Below are 22,827 nucleotides of genomic sequence, written 5' to 3'. Positions count from 1 at the left end.
AGAGCGCGGCCAAGCCGTGTCATTCGGGCAGGCCGGCCAGCCGCAGCGCTTCGACATATCTGGCGAAATAGTCCGGCCTGATTTGCCCCACGCGATGCTGGAGGTTGGAAAGCGTCAGTTCGGGGTCGAGCCGCAGCGAGCGCGCGATATGCTTGCTCGCGGCATCCAACCTGCCGGCCATGGCATTGCTGGCGGCCGCGACGCGTAGTCCGGTGAGATAATATGGCTGTGCGCGGGAAGCAGCCTCGGCGAGCGGCCACGCGGCGGCGTAGCGACCAGCCGCGAAATGGGCGAAGGCGGTGAAGCACTGCATGAAGAAGGTCAGCGGATCGAGCGGGCTCAGCCTTCTTGCCCGCGACAGGTGCTCGATGGCGATGTCCGGATCGTCGTGGCAGGCCTTGAGGCAGCCACTGGCGCTCCAGGCGGCCGCGCAGTTAGGGTTCAGCACGAGCGCGCGGTCGGCCAGTGCAGAGCCGGCCTCGTAGTCGCCGATGACATAGCCCAGCGCGAGGCCGCTGAAGGCTAGCGCCACCGCGTCGTCCTGGTCGGCAATGGCTACGTTGCCGGCCAGTCGGGAAACCTCGGCGCTCTCCTTCTGCCGGTCAGTCATCCAGCCATTAGCCATCCGCCAGAAATAGCACCAGGCCGCAGCGCCCTTCGCGGCGGCAAAATCGGGATCGAGCTCGATAGCCTTGTAAAACTGCGGGAGCGCCGCCTCCAGCCCCTCCCTCGTCCAGCAGTAAAGGCTCGCCATGCCGCGCAAATAGTGGTCATAGGCGTCGAGACTTTCGGTGGGTTTGCGCTTGGCGCGCGCCATCTCTGCCTGTTCGAGCTTGGGCGAAATCGCGCCGATGACGCTGGAAGCGACGAGGTCTTGCAGTTCGAACACCTCCGAGACGTCGCCTTCGAAGCGGTCGGCCCAGAGACTCACACCCGCCGCCGCCTCGATGAGTTGGCCCGCCACGCGCAGCCGACTGCCGGCCTTGCGGACGCTGCCCTCCAGCACGTAGCGCACACCGAGTTCCCTCGCCACGCGCGTGACGTCGACCGCCTGGCCCTTGTAGGCGAAGGCGGAGTTCCGCGCGATCACGAACAGCCAGCTTACATGCGATAGCGCCGTCGTGATCTCCTCGACCACGCCGTCGGTGAAATATTCTTGCTCGGCATCGCCGCTCATGTTCTGGAACGGCAGCACCGCGATCGACGGCTTTTCCGGCACCGAAACGGTAGGGCGCAGCGGCTCCACCTTCGCTTCCAGGCGGGAAGGTCCGATCTCAGGCGGGCCGCCATCGGCTATGGGTTCCTTCAGACGCCCCATGTTGGGCGCTTCGATGCGTTCGACCAGCGCCCGCGTCGCCTCTTCAGGCTCGACTCCGAGCTCACGCTTCAGCGCTTCCTTGCAGGCCAGGAACTGGCGGAAGGCATCGTTGGTCTTGCCGCGGCGGTGGAAGATGCGGATCAGGGCGCGGTGGGCCTGCTCGGCGCATGGGTCGAGAGTTACCAGCCGTCCGGCCAATCTTTCACAGGCCTGTTCCTCGCGCAAACCCAGTTCCGGCAAAAGGCTTAGCCGCTCGACCAGGTCCAGCGCCTTGCGGGTGTAGTTCGCCCGAAGCGGCGCAAGCCACTCGTCGATCTCGCGTGGGAATGACAGCCCGTCGAGCAGGTCGCCCCGGTAGAAGTCGGCCGCTGCGGCGAGGCTCGCACCGTCATCGGCCTGAATCTTCCGGTCGAAAATCCAGATGTCGGCTTCATCGGCGTTCGCCGCCAGCCAGATGGTGTCGGCATTGCCTTCGATGCGAATGGTCTCGTCGCCGGTGGACGGAAACAGCCGCCTGATGTCGACCAGGGCCTGGCGCAGGCTATTTCGCGCCAGCTGCTCGCCGCTGCCGGCCCACAGCATCGCCGCCGCCCTCTCACGGCGAAGGCCCTTGGGGCCAGCCAAAACGAGCGCGGCAAAGAGCAGCGACGTCTTGCGCGTCGCAAAATGCAGAGGTTGCCCGTCTGCAGAGGCAACCTCGATGTCGCCAAGCAATCGGATATGCACCCCGACCTCCGTGAAACAACCTCCGATAGAATATCACGTCCGGCCGTCGACTTAACGACGATTTAGCGCTTCCATCCGCGGTTTTTCCTGCCGTTTCACGCCTGGATGAACATTGGCAAAGCGCGCCGGTGGGACATTGCCCTCGTGAGTTCGAAACAGGGAGAATGACAATGACCTACATCAGCCTCAGGACCTTCCAGCCGACCTCCCGTTTTGCCGGCACGCTCGCCGCCCATGTCGCGACCGTCATCGGCGGGCTTCGGCGCCAGTATCAGGATGCCATGCAGCGCAGGGCTTTGGCCGGCCTGTCGATATCGGAACTGAAGGACTTCGGCTATCCGGCCGATGAAGCTCCCGCCGATGTCGCAGCTCGCGGCCGCATCGCCGGGCGCAGTTCGCTGCAATGACCCCTCCTGTGCGCACTTTCTGGAATTGCCTTGCAGGCTCTTCTCATCCGGCGCCGGCGGCAAGCGAAGCGCCGGGAAGATAAAGCAGGATCGGGCGGATTTCGTAGACGGCGGTGGGATTGACGCGCCTGAGATCACGCGCGACTTCTATCGCCGCTTCGCGCGTAGCGCAGTCGATGACGTAGAGGCCCAGCAATTGCTCCTTGGTCTCGGCAAACGGGCCGTCGATGACGATGCCTTCTCCCGGGCCGCGCAGGGTGACAGCGTCGGCCGTGCCGCCGAGCCTGGCGGCCGGCCCGAGGGTTCCGTCCCGGGTCAACCGGTCATTGACCTCGAGCAGGTCGGTCATCAGCGCCGCATCCTCCTGCGGCGTCCAGGACTGGACTGTCTGTTCGACGTGGTAGGCCAGGATGGCGTAGAACATGCGGCGATTTCCTCCTGCTGAATGGCTGCAGTATCGCAAGGATGCATGGACCGATCCAGCCCTGAGGCCCGTCTGGGTCGAGGTCTGCTGCCTCAAGCTGCCAGCGGCAGGCGCAATTCCGTCTCCAGGCCACCGCCGGGATGATTGGACAGGCTGATCTCGCCGCCGGCGCCGCGGGCGATGTTGCGGGCAATGGTCAGGCCGAGGCCAAGGCCGCCGGTCTGGCGGTTGCGTGACTGTTCGATGCGCACGAAGGAGCCGAACACAGCGTCGAGCTGGGCTTGCGGTATGCCCGGCCCCTCATCGCGGATGGTCAGGGTGATGATTTTCTCCGACTGCCGCAGGCTGAGATGCGCCTTCTTGCCGTAGGTCACGGCATTCTGGACAAGATTGGTGACGCAACGGCGAAGCGCGACCGGTCGCGCGATGCAGATCAGGCCGCGCGACCTTGTTTCGTCATTGTCGAACGAGGCGTCGTCGAAACCGTCGGCGACCGACTCCACCAGCGACCAGAAATCGATGCGTTCGCTCTTCTCCTCGGTTACCTCGAATTTGGCGAAATCGATGACGGAGCTGGCAATGCTCTCGATGTCGGCGAGATCGTGCGCCAGCGCCTCGCGCGCCGTCGATCTCCTGAGCAGTTCGAGGCGCAGCCGCATCCGGGTCAGCGGCGTGCGCAAATCATGCGCAAGTGCTGCCGCCAGGTGTTCGCGATCCTCGACATAGTCGCGCAGCCGAACCTGCATGGCATTGATCGCCTTCGCTGCGGCACGGATTTCGCGGCTGCCGGTTTCGGCGATCGGTGGGCTCTTCAGGTCGTTGCCGATCCGCTTGACCGCGGTTTCCATCATCCGGTAGGGCGCGGTTAGCCGGCGCAGCGACCAGATCGACATGATCACCACCAGCCCGGCGATCAGCGAGTAGAGCGGCAGGCTGTCGAAGCTCAGTATTGGGCCGACCGGGGTGTTCGGCTCGGTGAAGTTCAGCCATTGGCCATCGGCGAAACGGACCGACGCCGTCAGCTTGTCGCTCTGGGCAAAATCGGCGGCCAGCACCAGCAGATCGCGCTCGACCTGGCCGATGTCGGGACCCTCGACATCGCGTCCGGGGATGTCGGCTTCATGTGTCGCCGGATCGCGCCGGACCCGCGCGTCGGTGATGCCGAATTTCGACAGCCGCCCGACCAGTATGTCTTCCAGTTCGGCCAGTTCGTCATCGCCGGCAATCGACGACGTGACTGCCGGCGTATCTGAAACGGTGAGCGCGTAGGTGGCGTTGAACAGACCGGATGCCGTGACCTTGCGCTGCTCGGGCGTCGCGGTATGCATGAGTTGCACCAGCGAGAAGGCGCGATCGTTGAGCCGGTAGAGATCGACCTCGTCATTGGCGGCGGCGCGGTCGCGCGAGACGATGTAGAGGGTTGCGACCTGGCTGATCAGCAGGCCGGCAATCACGATGAGCAGCACCCAGACGGGCAGGGTTTGCGGCAGGAAGCGTCTCATTCGGACGTCGTCTCGGGGAGGAACTGATAGCCGCCGCTGCGCACGGTGAGGATCAGTTTCGGCGTCTTGGGATCGTCTTCCATCTTGCGCCTGAGACGGCTGACCAGAATGTCGATGCTGCGGTCGAAGCTGTAGTCGCTGTCGCCGCCGGAGAGCTCGATGAGCTGGTCGCGGGTCAGCACGCGCTGCGCGCTCTTGACGAAGGTTTGCAGCAGGTTGAACTCCGCCATCGTCAGCTCGACCCTGACATCGCCGGGCGCGATCAGCCGGCGGCGCGAGCAGTCCATCGTCCAGCCGGCGAAATGATAGATCTGCCTGGTGCTGGGCCGCCGCGGCTCGGCGGCGCCGTTGCGCCTCAGCACAGCGCGGATGCGGGCCAGCAGTTCGCGTGGGTCGAAGGGCTTCGGCACATAGTCGTCGGCGCCCATCTCCAGGCCCACCACGCGGTCGGTGGTCTCGGTGACCGCGGTCAGCATGATGATCGGCGTCGAATATTGGGCGCGAAGGTCACGGCACAATTCCAGGCCGCTCTTGCCGGGCAGCATGACGTCGAGAACGATGAGGTCGACCTGTGTCCGCCGCAGGACGGCCTCCATCTCGACGCCATCTGCGGCGACCGTCGTGCGCAGTCCGCGCTTCTGGAAGAATTCCTGGAGCAGGTCGCGGATGCCCTTGTCGTCGTCGACGATCAGTATGTGTGCGTCGGATTTCACGGGGATCCTGTCATCGTTGGTGGCCAAGCCTTCATTCACCCTCACGATAGAATTCTGGCCACATGTTGGCCAGCGGCGATGATGGGCGCCAGAGCCGATTTCGCAGAAACAATCCAGAAACAAAATTCTACAGTCCGGAAAAACTCGCGAAAAAAAACAAGGGCATAAGTGGTGTCGTGGCGGTCAGGTCATCGGCTGCGACGCTAGCTCCGGGGTTTACGGATAATCCAATGCAAAGGTTCTCGATCAGCTTGATGGGTGCGTTGCTCGGCATTTCGCTCGTCACGGCCGCGGTCGAACAATCGGACGCAAAGGTTGCAATCACCCGAAGCGAGCGTTGCAGCAGTCTCAGCCACCAATTTGATGAAGCCCTCGAAACCCATGCCACGGCAACGCAGGTCACCGCGGCAAAGGCACTTCAGAGAAAGGGCAACCGGTTCTGCGCCAACAAGAAACAGGCACAGGGGATCCGGATGCTCGCCAACGCTTTGAAGCTGCTTGGAGTGACACCTATCGACCCGGTTCAGTGACACTCAAAAATCGACCCGCACAAAAAAGGAAACGAAGCCATGAACAAGTCCCTCCTCTCCGCTCTCGGTCTCGCCGTCGCTCTCGCCTTCTCGATGCCGGCTCTCGGCAACGCCGCCGCCACCACGACTGCTGCTCCGGCTGCTGCTGCCACGACGACTGCTCCGGCCACCGCTGCGCCTGTCAAGGCTGCTCCGAAGAAGGTCACCGCCAAGAAGCCCGTCAAGGTCTGCAAGGTGACCGAGAAGCATAAGTGCCCGGTCAAGAAGGCCCCCAAGAAGGATCCGAAGAAGGTCTGATCCAGAACTGGCGTAGCAAGCTTGTCTTGTAGCAAGGCCGCTTCAGTCGAGATTCGGCTGGAGCGGCCTTGCCGTATCGGACGAGCGATTTTCACGCTTTTTCGATCTGTTGGTTGCCCGTAACTTTAACCCGATCGCAATGCCGGCCCGGTAAAGACAATCCGCATGAAGACGCGGCTTTCGTCCATTCTGCGTTCAATGGTCATCGGCGGCCTTGTGGTCTGCGGGGTGGCCAAGGTTTTGATCCTGCTCACCGCGAGCCCGGTGCCGGATCCGGCGAGCGGGCGAACGGAGCCATCACTGTTTGCGCCGGAAATATCCAGCGACTGGGACTACATCAAGCCGTGGCAGACCTGGGTGCTCATCGTGCTGACAGGTACGGTGTTGATCTGCTTTATCGCCTGGCCGGTCGTCGCCTGGATGGAGCGCCGGATGGATGCGTCCGCAACACCACCCCGGCAAATCCCTCCGCGTCGCATGTTCGGCCGCCATGGCCGTTGAACGGCTGGCGACAATTCCCACATAGACTTGTGGATTCGGTATGGCGGCCCGCAGACCGGCCGGCGACCGGATCAAAATGGACGATCGCTTTGGCCCATGTCAGAGTGAGAGCGACACCTCGCTGAAAATTGCCGGTTGCCATGCCTGAAATCACCACAAAGCCACGTGTCCAGGTCAAACCGCAGACCGAGCGGCCAAAACTCTACAAGGTCATCCTCGTCAATGACGATTTCACGCCGCGCGAATTCGTGGTGACGGTGCTGAAGGGCGAATTCAAGCTCAGCGAAGACCAGGCGCATCGGGTGATGATCACCGCGCACCGGCGTGGCGTCTGCGTCGTCGCCGTCTTCACCAGGGACGTCGCCGAAACCAAGGCGACGCGGGCGACCGACGCCGGCAAGGCCAAGGGCTACCCGCTGATGTTCACGACGGAGCCGGAGGAGTAGGGCCTTCTCCCCTCGCCCCGTTTACGGGGAGAGGGACAGCGAGGCCGGCTTGCCGGCCGAGCAGGGTGAGGGGTAAGGCAAGCGCCGACTTCCGATCCAAGCATGGCGCCGCCCCTCATCCGCCCTTCGGGCACCTTCTCCCCGTGAAACGGTGAGAAGGAAAAAGAGGCGCTACCTTCCCTCGCGGTACCACATCGAGCCCATCGCCAAAAGCAGCAGGCCGAGGCCGAGGAAGCCGCCGAACAGCGGCACGCGCGAGACGGCCTTCAGCACGCTGTCGTCGGTGGTGCGCAGGCCGATCCAGTCGCCGCCGGTGGCGGCACCCGAGGAGCGGACCGGCACGATCGACGGCAACGCCACATCGCTGACAACGCCGCCAAGCGCGGATGATTGAGCCAGCCGGCGTACGCTGCCGCCGGTGGCCTCGGCCGGTGCTTTCAGCCGGCCCTCGGTGGAGATGACGTCGGAGAACTCCGGCGCGTTGACCGGACCGACATGGGCAAGCGCGGTCAGGTCGCCATTGCCGATCTGGTAGAGGCCGATCTCGCTGGTCTGGATGCTGCCGAGGAAAACGCCGGGTTCGGATTTTTCGAGCCTGACGATCAGCGCCTTGCCCGACGGCGTGATGACCTGCGCCGGGCCGGGGTCGTCGCTCATCGTCTGGCGGCGGACTTCCAGCACCATGCCGCGGCCGTCGGCGGTCAACCGCTCTTCCTCGAGCTCGGGCTCCTTCATCAGCCAGTGGGCGATGCGCCGGTAGAGCTGGACATGCGGGCCGCCGCCCTCGAAGCCGCGCGCCCACAGCCAGCCCTGGTCGGACAACAGCATGCCGACACGGCCTTCGCCCTTGTGGTCGAGCAGCAGCAGCGGCCGGTTGTCGGCGCCCTTCATCACCACCTCGCCCTCGGGATTCTGCACGCCGATGGTGCGGAACCAGCGGCTCCAGTGCGGCGGTTCGGTCGCCGAGCCGTCGAGCCCGCGCGTCACCGGATGGCGCTGGCCGAGATCGGTGAGGCGCGGATAGAAGGCCTTGTCAATGACTTCGCCGGTCGGCATTGCCGGCAGCGCCGACATTAGCGGTGTGCGAGCGATCGAGCTCTCGCCGGCATATTCGGGGCCGGCCGCAATCAACAGCGCGCCGCCCTTTTCGACATATTCGGAGATGTAGTCGTAATAGAGGATCGGCAGCACATCGCGGTGCTGGTAGCGGTCGAAAATGATCAGGTCGAAATCCTTGATCTTCTCGACGAACAGTTCACGCGTCGGGAAGGCGATCAGCGACAATTCGTTGATCGGCGTGCCGTCCTGCTTTTCCGGCGGCCGCAAAATGGTGAAATGGACGAGATCGACCGAGGCGTCGGATTTCAAGAGATTGCGCCAGGTGCGCTCGCCGGCATGCGGCTCGCCGGAGACCAGCAGCACGCGCAAATTCTCGCGGATGCCGTCGATCAGCGCGATGGCGCGATTGTTGGCATCGGTCAGTTCACCCGGCTCGCGATCGATGGAGAGCTCGACGATGTTGCGGCCGGCGCCTGGAATGGTCACCTGCAACGGCATCGCCTGGCCGATGGTGGCCTCCTCGACCGCAACCTGCTCGCCATTGACCGAGACGCGGACATCGACCGGGCCGGTTTCGTTGTCGGTGGCAATGACGCGGTAGGTCATGTCGAGCGGCTTGCCGACCAGGCCGAAGCGCGGCGCGTTCTCGAAACGTATGCGGCGATCCTTTTCGTGGTCGTTGCCGGTGATCAGCGCATGCAGCGGGGCATTGAAATCGGGTGCGCCGGCAGGCGCGTCATGCACCTCGCCATCGGTGATCATGATGGCGCCGCCGATGCGCGACGGCGGCACATCGCGAAAAGCACTTTCGAGCGCACCGAAAAGCCGGGTGTCGGTGCGCTCCTCGGCGGCTTCGGACTTGCCGGCCTCGACGACACGCACGTCGAACTGCTTGAAGCGGCCAAGACGCTGCACAAGTCCGGCAAGGGCATCGTCGGTCTGTCTGGTGCGCTCGCCAATATCCTGGCTCTGGCTGCGGTCGACGATGACGGCAACGACGCTCTTCAGCGCCTCGCGCTCCTCGCTGAGGAACACCGGGTTGAGCAGAGCGGCGCCCAATGCCAGCAGAGCGGCGAAGCGGAAGATCGCGCCGCGCTGGCGAAACCACAGACCGACCAGCGTCAGCAATATCAACGGCACCAGCACGGTGGCGAGCAGCGGCCAGGAGATGAGCGGTTCGAAGGCGAGCGACCAGTTCATCTCACTGCCCCAGCCGTTCGAGCAGAACCGGGACATGCACCTGGTCGGATTTGTAGTTGCCGGTCAGCATGTACATCATGATGTTGACGCCGGCGCGCAGCGCGTAGATGCGCTGCATCGGGTCCGACGGCACGGTCGGCAGCAACGGGTCGCCATTCTCGTCGACCGCCCAGGCGCCGGCGAAATCATTGGCGGTGATCATGATCGGCGAGACGCCGTCGCCGACCCGCACAGGGCGGTTTTCGGTGTTGCTGGCTTCGAGCGACGCCTCAACCCAGAGCGGGCTGCCGCTGAAGCGGCCGGGAAACTCCGGCAGGATGAAGAAGGATTTGGTCAGCACATGGTCGGACGGCACCGGCTCCAGCGGTGGCACGTTGAGATTGCCGAGAATGTCGCGCAGCCGCTCCGTCGCCGGGCTGGTGGAATCGGCGCCGATGCCATTGGCGAACTGGTCGCGTGTGTCGAACAGAACCGTGCCGCCCTGCTGCATATAGGCGTCGATGCGGGCAATGGCTGCTTCGGTCGGCATCGAGGCGGTGGGGTCGATCGGCCAGTAGATCAGCGGGTAGAAGGACAGTTCGTCCTTGGAAATATCGACGCCGGCGGGCGCTCCCGGTTCCAGCGCGGTCTTCTCGATGAGGAAGCGGGTCAGGCCTTCGAGCCCGGCGCGGCTGATCGAATCGACACCGGGCTCGCCGGTCAGCACATAGGCGATGCGGGTCTTGGCAATGTCCTCGATCGCGGCGGCGTCACCAGGCTTGGTGTCGTCGGCGCGCGCGATATCGGCATGGCCGAACAGGGCACTGAGCGCAATCAGAAGGGCCGCCCCGGTTGCAGCCGCGCGGGCGCGCCGCGGCCGGCGTGACAACAGGCCGCCCATCCAGAACACGGCCAGCGTGTCGAGCACCATCAGCACCAGGGCTGCTGTCACCAGCGGGCCTTTCAGATTGCGCGACTCGTCGAAGGCGTACTGGATGGTGGTGACCGGCACCGCGAATTGCGGGCGCACCAGCGGCGCAAAAGTGCTGGCGGCTTCGAGCAGGTTGTGGGCGAAAACGCCGGCCTCGGAGCCGTAGAGGCCGGGCGGGTTCTCGAATGTCACCGGCAGCGGGCCGGCGCCGGGCACCAGCGGCCTTGCATCCGGCGTCGGCGGCACCAAAGTGCCGTCGGCTGATATCATCCGGTAGGGCGCCAGCGAGGTGGCGGCGGCTTCGGCGTTGGCGACCGCGGCACCCTGGTTGCGCGACAGCTGCACGATGCGGCGCAACATCTCGACGAAACTGCCTGATATCGGCAGGTTCGACCATGTCGCTTCGGGCGTGACATGGAACAGCACCAACGTACCCTTGCCTTTCTTCAGTCCGGTCACCAGTGGCGTGCCGTCGGCAAGCGTGGCCCACGTGCGCTCGACGATGTCGGGCGTCGGCTCGGCCAGCACCTGCCTGCTAACGGTGACTTCGGCGGGTGGAGCGAGATCGGCAAAGGGGCCGTTCTTCGGAAATTCGGTGACCGGCTGCGGCGTCGTCCATGACAGCGCGCCGCCGAGCGAGCGCTCGCCGATGCGCAGCCTGACCGGCAGCAGATCGTCGTCATTGCCGGCGGCGGCCAGCCGCGACCCGGCGAAGCGCACCAGCGTGCCGCCCTTGTCGACCCAGTCGACCAGCCTTTGCCGAACCTGCTCCGGGATGGTGCCGACATCGGCCATGACGATCATCGCCGGCTTCTGGTCGAGCAGTTGCGGAATGGCGTCGGCAAGGTCGGCGCTCGACGGTTCGACCAGATCGGCGAAGGGCTGCAGCGCGCGCCTGATATAGTAGAGCGGCGACAGCAGCGGCTGCGCCTGGTCGGCCTCGGACTGCGACAGCAGCCCGACCCGGCGGCGCTTGGAGCTCTCGTCGAGGACGCGCACGGCGCCTGCCTGCCGCTCCCCATCGAGGGCGATCGAGGCGAAGTCGTTGCGCAGTTCGAACGGCACCGCCATCGTACCGGTGGCGGTGGCTTCGCCCGGGGCGAAGGTCAGCGTCGCGTCTGCGATGCGGCGGCCCTTGTCATCGAAGGCGCCGGCGGTCACTTGCGCCGGGGCCGGATCGCCCGGCGCGCGGATGGCGGTCAGCGCGAAACCGTCGACCTGGTTGTCGGCGCTGGTCAGGCCGGTCAGCGTCAGCCGATCGGAGACGGCCCAGACGACGCGGGCGGCGTTGTTCGACAGCAGCGTGTTGAAGGCGGCTTCGTCGCCTTGTGCGGCCAGTCCGTCGGCAAGAACGGCGACGCTGGCGCCGGGCAAGGCCTCCAGGGCAGCCGCGACGCGGGCGTAGACGGCGGGGCGGTCGGTCGGGATCGGCCGCGGTTTCGCGGCGCGCAGCCGGTCAAGCGCTGCTGCCGCATCGAAAGGGCCGATCTCGGCATTGGGCTTCTCGGCGGTGAAGGCGATGATGACGGGCACGCCGTTCGAGCCGGCATCGGCGATCAACCTTTGGGCGGTGGCGACGCGCTCGCCCCAGTCGGCCGCACTTGCCCAGTCATTGTCGACGACCAGCGCGAGCGCCGCGCCCTCTGCCGGCAGCTTTTCGCGCGGGTTGAAGACAGGTTCGGCCAAAGCGGCGACGATGAGGGCTGCCATCAACAGCCTGAGCAGGGTCAGCCACCATGGGCTCTGCTGCGGCGTCTCCTCGCGCTTCAGCACGCGGGCCAGGATCTTCAGCGGCGGAAACACTTCGGATTGCGGCTTGGGCGGGGTCAGCCGCAAGAGCCACCAGATCACCGGCAGCGCCAGCAGGCCCCACAACACCATGGGCGCACCGAACGAAAGCGGCAGCCAGCTCATGCGCTGACCTTTCCGGCATGACCGCCAGCGGTCAGCCCGGCGTAACTGCCATCGGCGGTCATCGCCATGTGCAGGCGCACCAGCGCCTCGGAGGCGAGGCGGTCGGTGTTGTTGACGGTAAAACTCCAGCCGAGCCGCTTGCACCAGCCGGCCAGTTCCTGGCGGCGGGCGGTATAGAGCAGGCGATACTCATCGCCCAGCATTTCGGCGCGGCCGGCGGTCAGCTTGTCGCCGGTCTCGGGATCGGTGAATTCGGTGCGTCCGGCATAGGGGAAGCTTTCCTCGGCGGGATCGGCGACCTCGATCAGATGCGCGCGCACGCCGTGACGGGCGAGCACGTCGAGCCAGGCCATGGTGTCTTCGACCGGGTCGAGAAAATCGCTGACGATGACGATGTCGCAGAAGCGCCGAATGGCGGTCAGGTCGGGCTTGGCCGGCAGGTCGCCAGCGTGGGTGAGTTGGGCCGCGATGCGCTCAGCGCCGTTGCGGGCGGTGAACGGATCGGTCAGGCCCGGCCAGGCGATGCGCTCGCCGCTGCGCGACAGGAGCTCGGCCATGGCCAGCGCCAGCACCAGCGCGCGCGATTCCTTCGAAACGGTGGCCCCAGTCGATTTGTAGAGCATGGAAGGCGAGGGGTCGGCCCACAGCCAGACCGTATGGGCGGCCTCCCATTCGCGGTCACGGACATAGGTGTGGTCGTCGCGGGCAGAGCGGCGCCAGTCGATGCGCGAGGAATCGCCTTCGACATAGGGCCGGAACTGCCAGAAATTCTCGCCAATGCCGCGCTTGCGGCGGCCATGCCAGCCGGCAATCACGGTGTTGACGAGGCGGCGCGCCTCGACCAGCAGGTCTGGCACCAGCGACGCCCGCAACCGGCCACGGGCGAGCGCGTCGCGCGTCGCTGCCGGTGCCTGGACTTCGCCGATACGCGCCATCAGATGCCTTTTGCCAGTTTCGCCACCACGTCACGCACGGTCGTGCCCTCGGCGCGGGCGGCAAAGGTCAGCGCCATGCGGTGCTGCAGCACCGGCTCGGCCAGCGCGCGGATGTCGTCGACCGACGGCGCCAGCCGTCCATCATAGAGCGCGCGGGCGCGGGCGCACAATGTCAGCGCCTGGCTGGCGCGTGGGCCCGGACCCCAGGCCACATGCTTGTCGGTTTCGGCGTTGCCCTGGCCGGGGCGGGCCGAGCGCACCAGCTTGAGGATCGCCTCGACGACGCTTTCCGGTACCGGCATGCGGCGGATCAGCGTCTGGATCTCCTTCAGCCGCGCCGGCTGCAGCACGTTTTCAGCCTTGGCGTCCTCGATGCCGGTGGTTTCCAAAAGGATGCGGCGCTCTGCCTCGATTTCGGGGTAGAGGATGTCGACCTGCATCAGGAAGCGGTCGAGCTGTGCCTCGGGCAACGGATAGGTGCCTTCCTGCTCCAGCGGGTTCTGCGTTGCCAGCACATGGAAGGGCGCCGGCAGGTCGTGGCGGGCGCCGGCAACGGTGACGTGGTACTCCTGCATCGCCTGCAGCAGCGCCGACTGGGTGCGCGGCGAGGCCCGGTTGATCTCGTCGGCCATCAGCAATTGCGCAAAGATCGGGCCGGAGATGAAGCGGAAGGAGCGCTTGCCGAATTCGTCCTGTTCCATCACCTCGGAGCCGAGAATGTCGGACGGCATCAGGTCAGGGGTGAACTGGATGCGGCGGGAATCGAGGCCGAGCACAATGCCCAGCGTCTCGACCAGCTTGGTCTTGGCGAGACCCGGCACACCGACGAGCAGCGCATGGCCGCCGGCGAGCAGCGCCACCAGTGTGCGCTCGACGACGCTTTCCTGACCGAAGATGACACGGCCGACGCCGTCGCGGACCCTGGAAATATCGGCCAAGGCCTTCTCGGCCTGGGCGATCATGTCCTTTTCGCTGATCGGGCTTTCCTTGATCATCACGCTCATGTCGTATCGATCCTTGTGGTTGGAAATACCGGCTTGCACCCTCAGTGCCGCAGAATGCCGCGATTCGGCCTCGCCTGGCGCCTGCATTTGAATTTAAATCACAGACTTAGGCTGACAAGCGCAACAACAGTGACTATTTCGTGACCATGACGGAACGCTCCGAACATCGCGAACAAAGCCTTACGACCGCCACCGAGGCGCGGGGACTCGAGGCGCTGATCTCGCGGGCGACGCGCGCCGGCAAGGGCGCGGCGCCGGTGGAGCGCTGGAATCCCGACTTCTGCGGCGATCTCGACATGGAGATCAAACAGGACGGAACCTGGTTCTATCTGGGCACGCCGATCGGCCGCATGCCGCTGGTGCAGCTGTTTTCGACCGTGCTGCGCAAGGACGCCGACGGCAAGACCTATCTGGTGACGCCGGTGGAAAAGGTCGGCATTCGGATCGTCGATGCGCCTTTCATCGCCGTCGAGATGGATGTTTCCGGCGCCGGCGACGGTCAGATCATCACTTTTCGCACCAATGTCGGCGATGTGGTCGAGGCCGGGCCGGGCAATCCGCTGCGCTTCGTCGACGAGGACGAGACCGGCGGCCTGAAACCCTATGTGCTGGTGCGCGGGCGACTGGAGGCGCTGGTGGCGCGGCCGGTGATGTATGAGCTGGTCGCGCATGGCGAGGAAATCGATGTCGGCGGCAGAAAAATGTTTGCCGTGCGCTCGAAGGGCGAGGTCTATCCGATCATGCCGGCCGAAAAGCTGCAGCGGCTGAGCGCGTGATGGATCAAGTGACGCCGCCGTTTTCCACCGAGGATTTTCGCACACGTGTCGCGGCCCAGCCGGATGCGCATGAAGGCGACGATTTTGGCGACCATCGCTTCAATCCCGGCCATCCCAGGCTCAATCAGTTGAAGGCGCTTCGCAATGCCGCCGTGCTGATCCCGGTCGTCGATCACGGGCGCGAAGCGACGGTTCTTTTGACCAAGCGGGCGGAAAAGCTGCGCAGCCATTCGGGGCAGGTGGCTTTCCCGGGCGGCACGATCGACCCGAGCGATCCGAGCCCGGAGGCCGCGGCAGTGCGTGAAACCTTCGAGGAGATCGGCCTCGGGCAGGATCACATCGAGATCATCGGCCGCATGCCCGACTATGTCGCCGGCAGCGGTTACCGCATTGCCCCGGTGCTGGCTATCGTTCAGCCGGGTTTTTCCCTGACGTTGAACGTCGAGGAGGTCGATGCCGCCTTCGAAGTGCCTTTGCGTTTCCTGATGGACCCGGCCAACCACACCAGGGACAGCCGGATGTGGAACGACCTCGAATGGTTTTTCTACGATATGCCCTATGGCGACCAGCGCATCTGGGGTGTTACCGCCGGCATCATCCGCACGCTCTATGAAAGGCTCTATGCGTGAGCGTCTCGATAGCCGGCAGGGCCGACTGGCTCGGGGAAAAGCATCTGCAGCGCCTGCTCGCCGTGCTGTCGGATGGCGGCGAGGCGGCGCGTGTCGCTGGCGGTGCGGTGCGCAACACGCTGATCGGCCAGCCGGTCGCCGATATCGACATCGCCACCACTTGTTTGCCTGAGGAAACCATCCGCCGTGCCGAGGCGGCGGGCTTCAAGGCGGTGCCGACCGGCATCGAGCACGGCACCGTCACGGTGATCGCCGGCGGCACGCCCTATGAGATCACCACTTTGCGCGCCGATATCGAGACCGACGGGCGCCGCGCCAAGGTTTCGTTCGGACGCGACTGGAAGGCCGACGCGGAACGGCGCGACTTCACCATCAATGCACTTTATGCCGAGGCAGACGGAACGGTCATCGATCTGGTCGGCGGTGTCGCCGACATCGAAGCCCGCCGGCTGCGTTTCATTGGCGACCCGGAAGCGCGCATCCGCGAGGACTTTCTGCGCATCCTGCGCTTCTTCCGTTTCTTTGCCTGGTATGGCGACGGCCGGCCCGACGCCGAAGGGCTGAAGGCCTGTGCCCGGCTGAAGGAGGGGCTTGGCCAACTGTCAGCCGAGCGCGTCTGGTCCGAACTGAAGAAACTTTTGTCGGCGCCCGATCCGTCGCGGGCCTTGCTGTGGATGCGCCAGGCCAGCGTGCTGACCAGTGTTTTGCCGGAAAGCGAGAAATGGGGCATCGATGCCATTCACGGCTTGGCCAGAACCGGAAAGGATCTGGACTGGACGCCGGATCCGCTGCTCAGGCTCGAAGCCATCGTGCCGCCCGACGCGGCGCGAATGAGGGTGCTGGCCGAGCGGCTGAAGTTTTCCACCAGCGAAGCTGATCGCCTGCGGCATTGGGCGCTGACGGCTGCCGTCGAGCCGAAGACGACCGAGGGCGAATTGGCGAAAAAGCTCTATCTTGGCGATCGCCAGGGCGTTGTCGATCGGCTGCGGCTTTCGCTGGCTTCAGCGCGGGCACGCGCCGTCGAGGACAATGATGCACTGCTCGAAGCCGGCGGTTTTTCGCGCCTGCTAGCCTTTGCCGCAAAATGGGAAAAGCCGGCGTTTCCGCTCAAGGGCGCCGATTTGACCAAGCTTGGCGCGTCGCCGGGACCGAAGCTTGGCGCAATTTTGAAAAACCTTGAAGGAGAATGGGTCGAGGCCGGCTTCGCCCCCGATCGCGGCGCGCTGCTCGATCGCGCCGCGAAGGCCCTTGAAACCTAGCGCCTAGCGTCACTGCAGCTTGACGCCGCCAATCAGATGCTGCCGGCACGCTCGACCGAGGTCACGACGTTACCGGCACCGGTACACGCCGCGCCGCTCACTTGATTGCCAAGGGAGCCAGCGCGCGTGAAAGGCTTGCCTCGCCCTTGCCATAGACGGAGGCACTATAGTTGACCAGCGTGTCGGTGCGGGCGGTATTGAGCAACTGGTTGGTGATCTGGGTCGGCGTCGCGGTGGTGAACTTGCTGCCCACAATCGCAGCGTAGCCGGAAATGATCGGCGCGGCGAAGGAGGTGCCGTAAAGGCCCGTCTTGCTCCCGGCGACACCCACGACGAGGAAATGGCTCTGCACAACCGGGTTGGAGCCGGCAGTGTTGGAGTACCAGGCCATCTTGGTCTTGGCTGACGTCGTGCCATTCCCGTCGAGCGCGCCGACGAAGATCGCTGACGCCTTGCCGACCAGAGCGAGGTCGAGATAGTCCTGCTGGCCGCCGACGACACCGCCGACCGCAACCGCGTCGTTGCCCGCTGCCTTCGAAACGACGGCTGTTCCCTTGGTGGCGTAGGAGATGATGGAGGCTTCCTCGGCGCTCCATCCGATCTGGCTCGGGCTATAGCCCGCCTTGGCGTACATGCCATAGCTCAGATTGAGCACGTTCAGGCCCGGCGCCAGCGTGACCGCCGAACTCGTGGAGAAGTCTTTCGATCTGATGGTCGCCAGGGGAGCAATCATGCTGGCTTCCTGGCGCGTCCATTCGCCGTGCCGCTGGTTCTGCACCCCGAAGCCAAAATTGCCACTGAACCGCGATGTGCTGGAGAAGTCGTCGACGATGGTAATCGTGGCACCCTTTCCCTTGTAGCCTGCAGCCCATGCGGCGCCGACATCGGAACTCATCCAGCCTTGCACGGCCTGCGTTGTGGCAGTCGGCAGCGTTGCGCTCAGACATATGGAAGCGTTCGATTGACCGCCAACGCAGAGCGCCCCCAGCGGATCCGGACCGAGATCCTGCGCCGCTGCCATCGTTGCCGGCAGGAGGGTGAGAGCTGTGGCGAGAGCGAACTTCCAACGATTACCTGACATGTTCTTACCCCGGATCAAACAAAAGCTAGGACGGACGATCGCGAATTTCTGCCGGCTGCTCGACATCTCATGAGCCCCTGGCGATCAGAAAGTAACACGGTAATTCAGCCAGATATGCTGGCTCTCCGGTTTAGCGTTAACCAGATATTTCAAGGTTTCCTCGGGCGCCATCTCGCCAGCCGCGAGCCGGCAATTGACGTTGTAGGTGCCCAAGTCGCCATAATCGGCCTCGCAGGACTTTTCTGTGAGGCTCCCGCCGAAGGTCGTTGTGAACGACAATGAAAGAATGCTGTTCGCACTCGGATGAATCTGAGTGAGGAAGCCAAGCTTGAAGCTGGGCTCGATTCGATACTTCTCTGCCTGTTCTCCGGTCCCGAACCCCCAAAGAATGCCGGTGTCGTCCGTGATCTGGGTGAGCAGGTCCACATGCATGTCGACCCAGCGCGCGCGGTACCAATGGTTGAACGATTGCCAGCTTCCATTCTGCAGCTCATAGCCGCCGTCGCCCAGACCTCTCGCGCGGTCGCTGAGCGGCGAGCCCTGATGTATGTCGACCAGCGATGTCGTAAATTCCTGGGTCGTAATTTCCTGGGCAATCGCCGGAGATGCCCCAAGGAGCGCGGACACCAGGAGCGCCGTCGTGCGGAAACTGCCTCGAATGCCGGACTTTTCGCGCATGCGCGAAACACCTCGCCCCACCGATTCCGGACCAGTGCCTGGTGGCGACGGGCTTCTCTATCAGCCCACTGTAGCCGGATTATCCGCGCGACAGTCGCACGGGTTCGGTTACCGCAGGGTTTATTTCAGCTGAAGCGAATATGTTTTTTTGACCGAGAACGGTCGGGATGAAAATTCATGGGCCGCAATGCCATTCGGCGTTGGTGTGACCGCAGTTGTCAAAATCGCCCGCCAAGGCGTCAAGAACGCCGATGGCGGACGCTACCGACCCGACGCTTTTCTGCTACGCCGCGTCGCGGACTTTCTCGATGCGCGAACGGATCGCCTCGATCATCGTCTCGCGGATGACCGTCTCGCCATGCGTCTCGCGCATGTGCTCGGCGGCGCGGCGCATAACTTCGGCTTCTTCCTCGGCGCGCGTATGCCACTCACAGCCGGGAACCAGCGATCCGCAGTGAAATTGCTTCATTGGAGTTCTCCTTTCCTCCTTGGAGCGCCGCGCCCATCGGGCAGGCAACGGACACTCCGGCAGCTTTGTTCCGCGCATGATCGTTTGTCGAAAACCGTATCCGGTTTTTTGGGTCATGCACGGGGCGACAAGCATAACACGAATGAATGGTTTTGGTTGCCGCAGAATGCCAGCCAGGACCAAAAAGGCGGAGCATCGCTGCTCCGCCCTCTTACGCTACCCCGGGGCAAGACCAATTGGTCTTGTCCCGGCTGGTCCATCACTTCACGATCTTGACTGCTTCGGCAACTTTGTTCTTGCCGCTCATGTCCCAGGAAACGCGGACCTTTTCGCCGGCCTTCAGGCCAGGATCCTTGAAGGTCTTGGGCAGCGTAAAGGTAGATCCGTCATCCAGAACGAGGCTCATCGCCGTTCCATCGAAGGTCTTTACCGTGCCGGTGGTGTGCTTGACCGCGGCGAACGCGACCGAACCGGAGGCAAGAAGGGCAGCGGCGGCGGCCGAGACAATGAGCTTGCGCATGTTAAGTACTCCTGGAAAAAAGCGGACATCCGTTTGGGAAGATGGTCCGCATCGTCTTGGGCCGTCCGGTTGCGTCGGGTCACGGTTCGGGGGCGAACCGCCGGCGCTTCCCGACCCGGCACGACAAATAACCCAGTTGTTTCAAATGGATATTAGACGAAAAAGATAATTTCTCAGGCGTCTGGTGCCACATTCCAAGCCGCATTCGATCGATTGGGACCTGATTGCGGTTCACGCCCCGCTCACCGGAATTTTACGGCCACTTTACCTCGGGCGGCAGGCTGGACAGGATCGAGACGACATTGCCGCCTGTCTTCAGTCCGAAGATGGTGCCGCGATCGTGAAGCAGATTGAATTCGACGTAGCGGCCACGGCGGATGAGCTGTTCGTCGCGGTCACCATCGGTCCAGTTTTCGTTGAAGTTGGCCCGCACCAGATGGCCGTAGACGACGAGAAAAGAGCGGCCGACGTCCTGGACGAAGTTGAAATCGGCATTCCAGCCGCCGCTCTCCTCACCCGAATGCAGCCAATCGAAGAAGATGCCGCCGGTGCCGCGCGGTTCGTTGCGGTGCGGCAGGAAGAAATACTCGTCGCACCAGGCCTTGAATTTCGGGTAGTCGGCAACCGCCGGATTCTTCTCGCAGGCGAACTGCATGGCGCGGTGAAAGGCAATTGTGTCGGGGTCGTCCTGGACGCGGCGGCGGTCGAGCACCGGCGTCAGATCGGCGCCGCCGCCGAACCACTGGCGCGAGGTGACGACCATGCGGGTGTTCATGTGCACGGCCGGCACGTTGGGGTTCCACGGGTGCCCGATCAGTGAAATGCCGCTCGCCCAGAAGCTCGGGTCTTCCTCCGCGCCCGGCATCTGCTTCCTGAACTCGGGCGAAAACTCGCCATAGACTGTCGAGGTGTGGACGCCGACCTTTTCGAAGACACGGCCATGCATCATCGACATGGTGCCGCCGCCGCCGCGGCCCTCGTCGCGTTCCCAAGGCGTCTTCTCGAAGCGGCCAGGCGACCATGAGGCCAGCGGTCCCTGCAGGTCCTGCTCGATCTGCTCGAAGCTGGCGCAGATGCGCTCGCGCAGCGTCTCGAACCAAACCCTGGCCTTCATCTTCTTCTGCTCGATGTCGGCCGGCAGTCCCGCCGGTATTTCGGGTCTTTCCAAATGCTGTCTCCGGTTTCGGGTGTACCCGACAAATGACTCGTCTTTTCCGGGCGCGATCCCTAATCTCTTGTGTGCAAGGGTCAAGTGAATAAGGGTTCTTTCGTGCGCACCCCGGCAAGACCATCGCTGGATGGGCTGAAGAAAAGGCTCGACCGTTCGCGCGCCGAGCGCGAGCGCATGCCGCGCGACGGTTTTCTGCGCGAGACCTTCGTGCTGCCGCGCTCCGATGCGCGGCTCAAGGCCAAGGAGTGGTTCGAGCGCTTTCCCAAGCAGGCCTACTGGACCGAGATCGAAAGCTGGTTCGAACGGCCAGGCGACGTCATTGAGTTCACCATCCGGCGGCTGCCGGCGGCGGATTAGGATTTCCTCGCCCCGTTTACGGGGAGAGGATGCCGGCAGGCAGGTGAGGGGCGGCGCAAACCTTCGCATGCCGGCGCTGCCCCTCATCCGCCTTCACTTCGTTCAGGCACCTTCTCCCCGTAAACGTGGAGAAGGAAGAGTCACCAGCCTTCTCGCCCCTGTGCCTTGTTTTGCCAGCCGGTCGCCCTTGTTTCTCAACGGGCATTTGTCGATCGACATGCAGCCGCAGCCGATGCAGTCGGTGAGCCCGTCGCGCAGCTTCTTCAACTGGTCGATCTTCTGGTCGAGACTGTCGCGCCAGGCGGTCGACAGCAGATTCCAGTCCTCGCGCGTCGGCGTGCGGCCTTCCGGCAATGATTCAAGGGCCGCAGCAATCTCGGCCAGCGAGATGCCGACCTCCTGCGCCACCCGGATGATCGCCACCCGCCTCAGCACGTCGCGGCCGTAGCGGCGCTGGTTGCCTGATGTGCGGTGGCTGCGGATCAGCCCGCGCGCCTCGTAAAAATGCAACGCCGACACCGCGACGCCGCTGCGCATGGCCACCTGGCCAACCGTCAATTCCGTTACCGGAGCCATTTCAGATTTTCCGCTTGACCTCAAGTTAAGTTGAGCTTGTAGCGATGAAATCCTGGAGATGCAAACCGCGGGAGAAGGCAATGTGCGCTTGGGTGAGAATGACGGGTGAGGGCGCTATTGCCGGCGGGAACGAGGCGCCGGCGCCTGCCGATCGGCTGCAAATCCTATCGCAGCTGCCGGATCGCTTCGCCCGCCACCATGGCAACCGAGAGCGCCACATTGATGCTGCGCGTGCCCGGCTGCATCGGGATGGTCAGTCGCGCGTCGGCGGCTTCGTGGACTGGATCCGGCACGCCTGCGGATTCGCGACCGAACAAAAGAATATCGCCGTCAGCGAAGACGAAGTCGGTGTAGGCGGTCACGGCCTTGGTCGACAAAAGCACCAGCCGCCGCGCGCTCCCTCTTCGCCAGTCCTCGAAGGCGTGCCAGTCGACATGCCGGGTCAGATCAGCCATTTCGAGGTAGTCCATGCCGGCCCGTTTCAGCGTCCGGTCGGAGAGCGGGAAGCCGGCCGGTTCGATGATGTCGACGCCGAGGCCGAGGCAAGCGGCGAAGCGCAGGATTGTCCCGGTGTTGCCGGCGATATCCGGTTGGTAGAGCGCGATGCGGAGACGATCGTTCATTTCCGCGTCCTTCTAATAAGTGGCAGATCGGCCACACGCATCCCCGGGTTTTGGAAATTCCTTGACCTGCGGGTGGTCATTTTCTGCGAAATCGGTTATACGCCCAGCATTGTCAACCCGAACCGATGGAGGGGAAATTCATGACCATGCACATCCAGCGCCCCTCTCGTGGGCTTACCTGCCTGCCGGCGGTTTCGGTACGACAATTCTCCTGAACGTTTAGACTTAGTCGCACCGATTCCCAGCCGAAACCTTTTTCGGTCTTCGAAGGAATCCTGCGATGTTTTTCAAGCTGTCGAAGGGGCTGAACGCCCCACCTGAACACGCCTCGACCGATGTTCTTCCTGCCGCCGGTGCCATGCCCGCGGCCGGGTTTGATTCACCCTTTTATCTCTATTTTCACATGGAGGACGGACCGATGTTCGATCCCTACAAAATACCGGGTTCAAGAAGCCTGCACGAGCGCAAGATGGCGACCTGGGCGCTGCTGATCGGCGAAACCTATTCGTCGGCGGTCCACGCCGAGACCCGCCGGCGTCCGCATCGCGGCATGCTGCCGGATGTCGATTTCTCGCGCGCCGTTCCCGACTACAGCCGGCCGTCGCTGGTGCGTCGGATCATCCGGCTGATCCGGCCGGGCGCGAAAATCCGCGTCGTGCACACGGCGGCGTCAGGATCGTCAAACGAGCCTGTCGGCGAAATGCGTTCGACACCCTATATTGCGCGAAACGAAGCCAGCGACTCGGGTGATTCCGAGCCGTTTGGCGTCGAAGTCGTGCGATCCCGCGCCGCGTGAGCGCAC

General features: G+C 64.0%; 25 protein-coding genes. 10 read left to right on the top strand and 15 right to left on the bottom strand.

Annotated features, from left to right (window positions below; all coding sequences use genetic code 11):
* Nucleotides 1-19 precede the first annotated feature (19 nt).
* Complete coding sequence (locus tag AC1DXU_RS04800) at nucleotides 20-2,044, bottom strand: BTAD domain-containing putative transcriptional regulator (RefSeq protein WP_477364989.1); 2,025 nt, start codon at nucleotides 2,042-2,044, stop codon at nucleotides 20-22.
* Between the two features lie 170 nt (nucleotides 2,045-2,214).
* Between AC1DXU_RS04800 and AC1DXU_RS04795 the strand changes: the two genes are divergently transcribed.
* Nucleotides 2,215-2,451 (top strand): hypothetical protein, encoded by a 237-nt coding sequence (locus AC1DXU_RS04795; RefSeq protein WP_477364986.1) that lies wholly within the window; start codon nucleotides 2,215-2,217, stop codon nucleotides 2,449-2,451.
* Nucleotides 2,452-2,494: 43 nt separating this feature from the next.
* Here AC1DXU_RS04795 and AC1DXU_RS04790 read toward each other — a convergent pair whose 3' ends face one another.
* From AC1DXU_RS04790 to AC1DXU_RS04780, 3 genes are all read right to left on the bottom strand, one after another.
* On the bottom strand, nucleotides 2,495-2,875 hold the full coding sequence (locus AC1DXU_RS04790) for a YciI family protein (protein ID WP_477364983.1): 381 nt from the start codon (nucleotides 2,873-2,875) through the stop codon (nucleotides 2,495-2,497).
* A 92-nt stretch (nucleotides 2,876-2,967) separates the two neighbouring features.
* Entirely contained in the window at nucleotides 2,968-4,377 is a 1,410-nt protein-coding gene (locus AC1DXU_RS04785) for an ATP-binding protein (protein WP_477364980.1), read from the bottom strand.
* Nucleotides 4,374-5,090: a response regulator gene (locus tag AC1DXU_RS04780; RefSeq protein WP_477312992.1), complete on the bottom strand. Its 717-nt coding sequence runs from the start codon at nucleotides 5,088-5,090 to the stop codon at nucleotides 4,374-4,376. The genes AC1DXU_RS04785 and AC1DXU_RS04780 overlap by 4 nt, the downstream gene beginning before the upstream one ends.
* A 230-nt stretch (nucleotides 5,091-5,320) precedes the next feature.
* Here AC1DXU_RS04780 and AC1DXU_RS04775 point away from each other — a divergent pair, with 230 nt between their 5' ends.
* From AC1DXU_RS04775 to clpS, 4 genes are all read left to right on the top strand, one after another.
* A complete protein-coding gene (locus AC1DXU_RS04775) occupies nucleotides 5,321-5,620 on the top strand; it encodes a hypothetical protein (protein WP_477245907.1) in 300 nt (99 codons plus the stop codon).
* A 39-nt stretch (nucleotides 5,621-5,659) separates the two neighbouring features.
* The gene (locus AC1DXU_RS04770) at nucleotides 5,660-5,917 is read left to right on the top strand and encodes a hypothetical protein (protein ID WP_477364977.1); all 258 of its coding nucleotides are present in this window, start codon (nucleotides 5,660-5,662) and stop codon (nucleotides 5,915-5,917) included.
* A gap of 165 nt (nucleotides 5,918-6,082) precedes the next feature.
* Nucleotides 6,083-6,418: a hypothetical protein gene (locus AC1DXU_RS04765; protein ID WP_477364974.1), complete on the top strand. Its 336-nt coding sequence runs from the start codon at nucleotides 6,083-6,085 to the stop codon at nucleotides 6,416-6,418.
* A 140-nt stretch (nucleotides 6,419-6,558) separates the two neighbouring features.
* On the top strand, nucleotides 6,559-6,864 hold the full coding sequence (gene clpS / locus AC1DXU_RS04760; RefSeq protein ID WP_477312986.1) for an ATP-dependent Clp protease adapter ClpS: 306 nt from the start codon (nucleotides 6,559-6,561) through the stop codon (nucleotides 6,862-6,864).
* Nucleotides 6,865-7,035: 171 nt separating this feature from the next.
* Here the strand turns inward: clpS and AC1DXU_RS04755 are convergent, their stop codons facing one another.
* The 4 genes from AC1DXU_RS04755 to AC1DXU_RS04740 are packed head-to-tail and all read right to left on the bottom strand — an operon-like array spanning nucleotide 7,036 to nucleotide 13,886.
* Entirely contained in the window at nucleotides 7,036-9,123 is a 2,088-nt protein-coding gene (locus AC1DXU_RS04755; protein ID WP_477364971.1) for a hypothetical protein, read from the bottom strand.
* Nucleotide 9,124: 1 nt separating this feature from the next.
* Nucleotides 9,125-11,947, bottom strand: coding sequence for a DUF4159 domain-containing protein (locus tag AC1DXU_RS04750; RefSeq protein ID WP_477364968.1), 2,823 nt, complete (start codon nucleotides 11,945-11,947; stop codon nucleotides 9,125-9,127).
* Nucleotides 11,944-12,882: a DUF58 domain-containing protein gene (locus AC1DXU_RS04745; protein WP_477364964.1), complete on the bottom strand. Its 939-nt coding sequence runs from the start codon at nucleotides 12,880-12,882 to the stop codon at nucleotides 11,944-11,946. The genes AC1DXU_RS04750 and AC1DXU_RS04745 overlap by 4 nt, the downstream gene beginning before the upstream one ends.
* Complete coding sequence (locus tag AC1DXU_RS04740; RefSeq protein WP_477364961.1) at nucleotides 12,882-13,886, bottom strand: AAA family ATPase; 1,005 nt, start codon at nucleotides 13,884-13,886, stop codon at nucleotides 12,882-12,884. The genes AC1DXU_RS04745 and AC1DXU_RS04740 overlap by 1 nt, the downstream gene beginning before the upstream one ends.
* Before the next feature lie 146 nt (nucleotides 13,887-14,032).
* On the opposite strand from AC1DXU_RS04740, the gene AC1DXU_RS04735 reads away from it, so the two are divergent.
* Genes AC1DXU_RS04735 through AC1DXU_RS04725 form a run of 3 tightly spaced genes read left to right on the top strand, consistent with a single transcriptional unit; the run spans nucleotide 14,033 to nucleotide 16,550 of the window.
* Nucleotides 14,033-14,662 (top strand): DUF1285 domain-containing protein, encoded by a 630-nt coding sequence (locus AC1DXU_RS04735; RefSeq protein ID WP_477366031.1) that lies wholly within the window; start codon nucleotides 14,033-14,035, stop codon nucleotides 14,660-14,662.
* Nucleotides 14,662-15,291, top strand: a complete 630-nt coding sequence (locus AC1DXU_RS04730; protein WP_477364959.1) for a CoA pyrophosphatase — start codon at nucleotides 14,662-14,664, stop codon at nucleotides 15,289-15,291. Before AC1DXU_RS04735 ends, AC1DXU_RS04730 begins: the two co-directional genes overlap by 1 nt.
* Nucleotides 15,288-16,550 carry a CCA tRNA nucleotidyltransferase gene (locus tag AC1DXU_RS04725; RefSeq protein WP_477364956.1) on the top strand — a complete coding sequence of 421 codons (1,263 nt, stop codon included), beginning with the start codon at nucleotides 15,288-15,290 and terminating at the stop codon, nucleotides 16,548-16,550. The genes AC1DXU_RS04730 and AC1DXU_RS04725 overlap by 4 nt, the downstream gene beginning before the upstream one ends.
* A gap of 97 nt (nucleotides 16,551-16,647) precedes the next feature.
* On the opposite strand, the gene AC1DXU_RS04720 is transcribed toward AC1DXU_RS04725, so the two are convergent.
* From AC1DXU_RS04720 to hemF, 5 genes are all read right to left on the bottom strand, one after another.
* Nucleotides 16,648-17,631: a S8 family serine peptidase gene (locus AC1DXU_RS04720; RefSeq protein WP_477364953.1), complete on the bottom strand. Its 984-nt coding sequence runs from the start codon at nucleotides 17,629-17,631 to the stop codon at nucleotides 16,648-16,650.
* A gap of 84 nt (nucleotides 17,632-17,715) precedes the next feature.
* Nucleotides 17,716-18,309, bottom strand: coding sequence for a hypothetical protein (locus AC1DXU_RS04715; RefSeq protein WP_477364949.1), 594 nt, complete (start codon nucleotides 18,307-18,309; stop codon nucleotides 17,716-17,718).
* 283 nt (nucleotides 18,310-18,592) lie between these two features.
* The gene (locus tag AC1DXU_RS04710) at nucleotides 18,593-18,778 is read right to left on the bottom strand and encodes a DUF1059 domain-containing protein (RefSeq protein WP_195178660.1); all 186 of its coding nucleotides are present in this window, start codon (nucleotides 18,776-18,778) and stop codon (nucleotides 18,593-18,595) included.
* A gap of 259 nt (nucleotides 18,779-19,037) precedes the next feature.
* Complete coding sequence (locus tag AC1DXU_RS04705) at nucleotides 19,038-19,298, bottom strand: DUF1344 domain-containing protein (RefSeq protein WP_477364947.1); 261 nt, start codon at nucleotides 19,296-19,298, stop codon at nucleotides 19,038-19,040.
* 253 nt (nucleotides 19,299-19,551) lie between these two features.
* Entirely contained in the window at nucleotides 19,552-20,466 is a 915-nt protein-coding gene (gene hemF / locus AC1DXU_RS04700; RefSeq protein ID WP_477364944.1) for an oxygen-dependent coproporphyrinogen oxidase, read from the bottom strand.
* Nucleotides 20,467-20,568: 102 nt separating this feature from the next.
* Between hemF and AC1DXU_RS04695 the strand changes: the two genes are divergently transcribed.
* A complete protein-coding gene (locus tag AC1DXU_RS04695; protein WP_292311022.1) occupies nucleotides 20,569-20,826 on the top strand; it encodes a hypothetical protein in 258 nt (85 codons plus the stop codon).
* A 102-nt stretch (nucleotides 20,827-20,928) separates the two neighbouring features.
* On the opposite strand, the gene soxR is transcribed toward AC1DXU_RS04695, so the two are convergent.
* Nucleotides 20,929-21,402 (bottom strand): redox-sensitive transcriptional activator SoxR, encoded by a 474-nt coding sequence (gene soxR / locus AC1DXU_RS04690; RefSeq protein ID WP_477364941.1) that lies wholly within the window; start codon nucleotides 21,400-21,402, stop codon nucleotides 20,929-20,931.
* Between the two features lie 164 nt (nucleotides 21,403-21,566).
* Entirely contained in the window at nucleotides 21,567-22,025 is a 459-nt protein-coding gene (locus AC1DXU_RS04685; RefSeq protein ID WP_477364938.1) for a tRNA (cytidine(34)-2'-O)-methyltransferase, read from the bottom strand.
* A gap of 280 nt (nucleotides 22,026-22,305) precedes the next feature.
* Here AC1DXU_RS04685 and AC1DXU_RS04680 point away from each other — a divergent pair, with 280 nt between their 5' ends.
* On the top strand, nucleotides 22,306-22,821 hold the full coding sequence (locus tag AC1DXU_RS04680; protein WP_477364935.1) for a hypothetical protein: 516 nt from the start codon (nucleotides 22,306-22,308) through the stop codon (nucleotides 22,819-22,821).
* Nucleotides 22,822-22,827 lie beyond the last annotated feature (6 nt).

The sequence above is a fragment of the Mesorhizobium sp. P3_A10 genome, from assembly GCF_056403175.1.
Note: the sequence above shows the minus strand (reverse complement) of the source record. Positions and strands in the feature narration are given on the sequence as shown.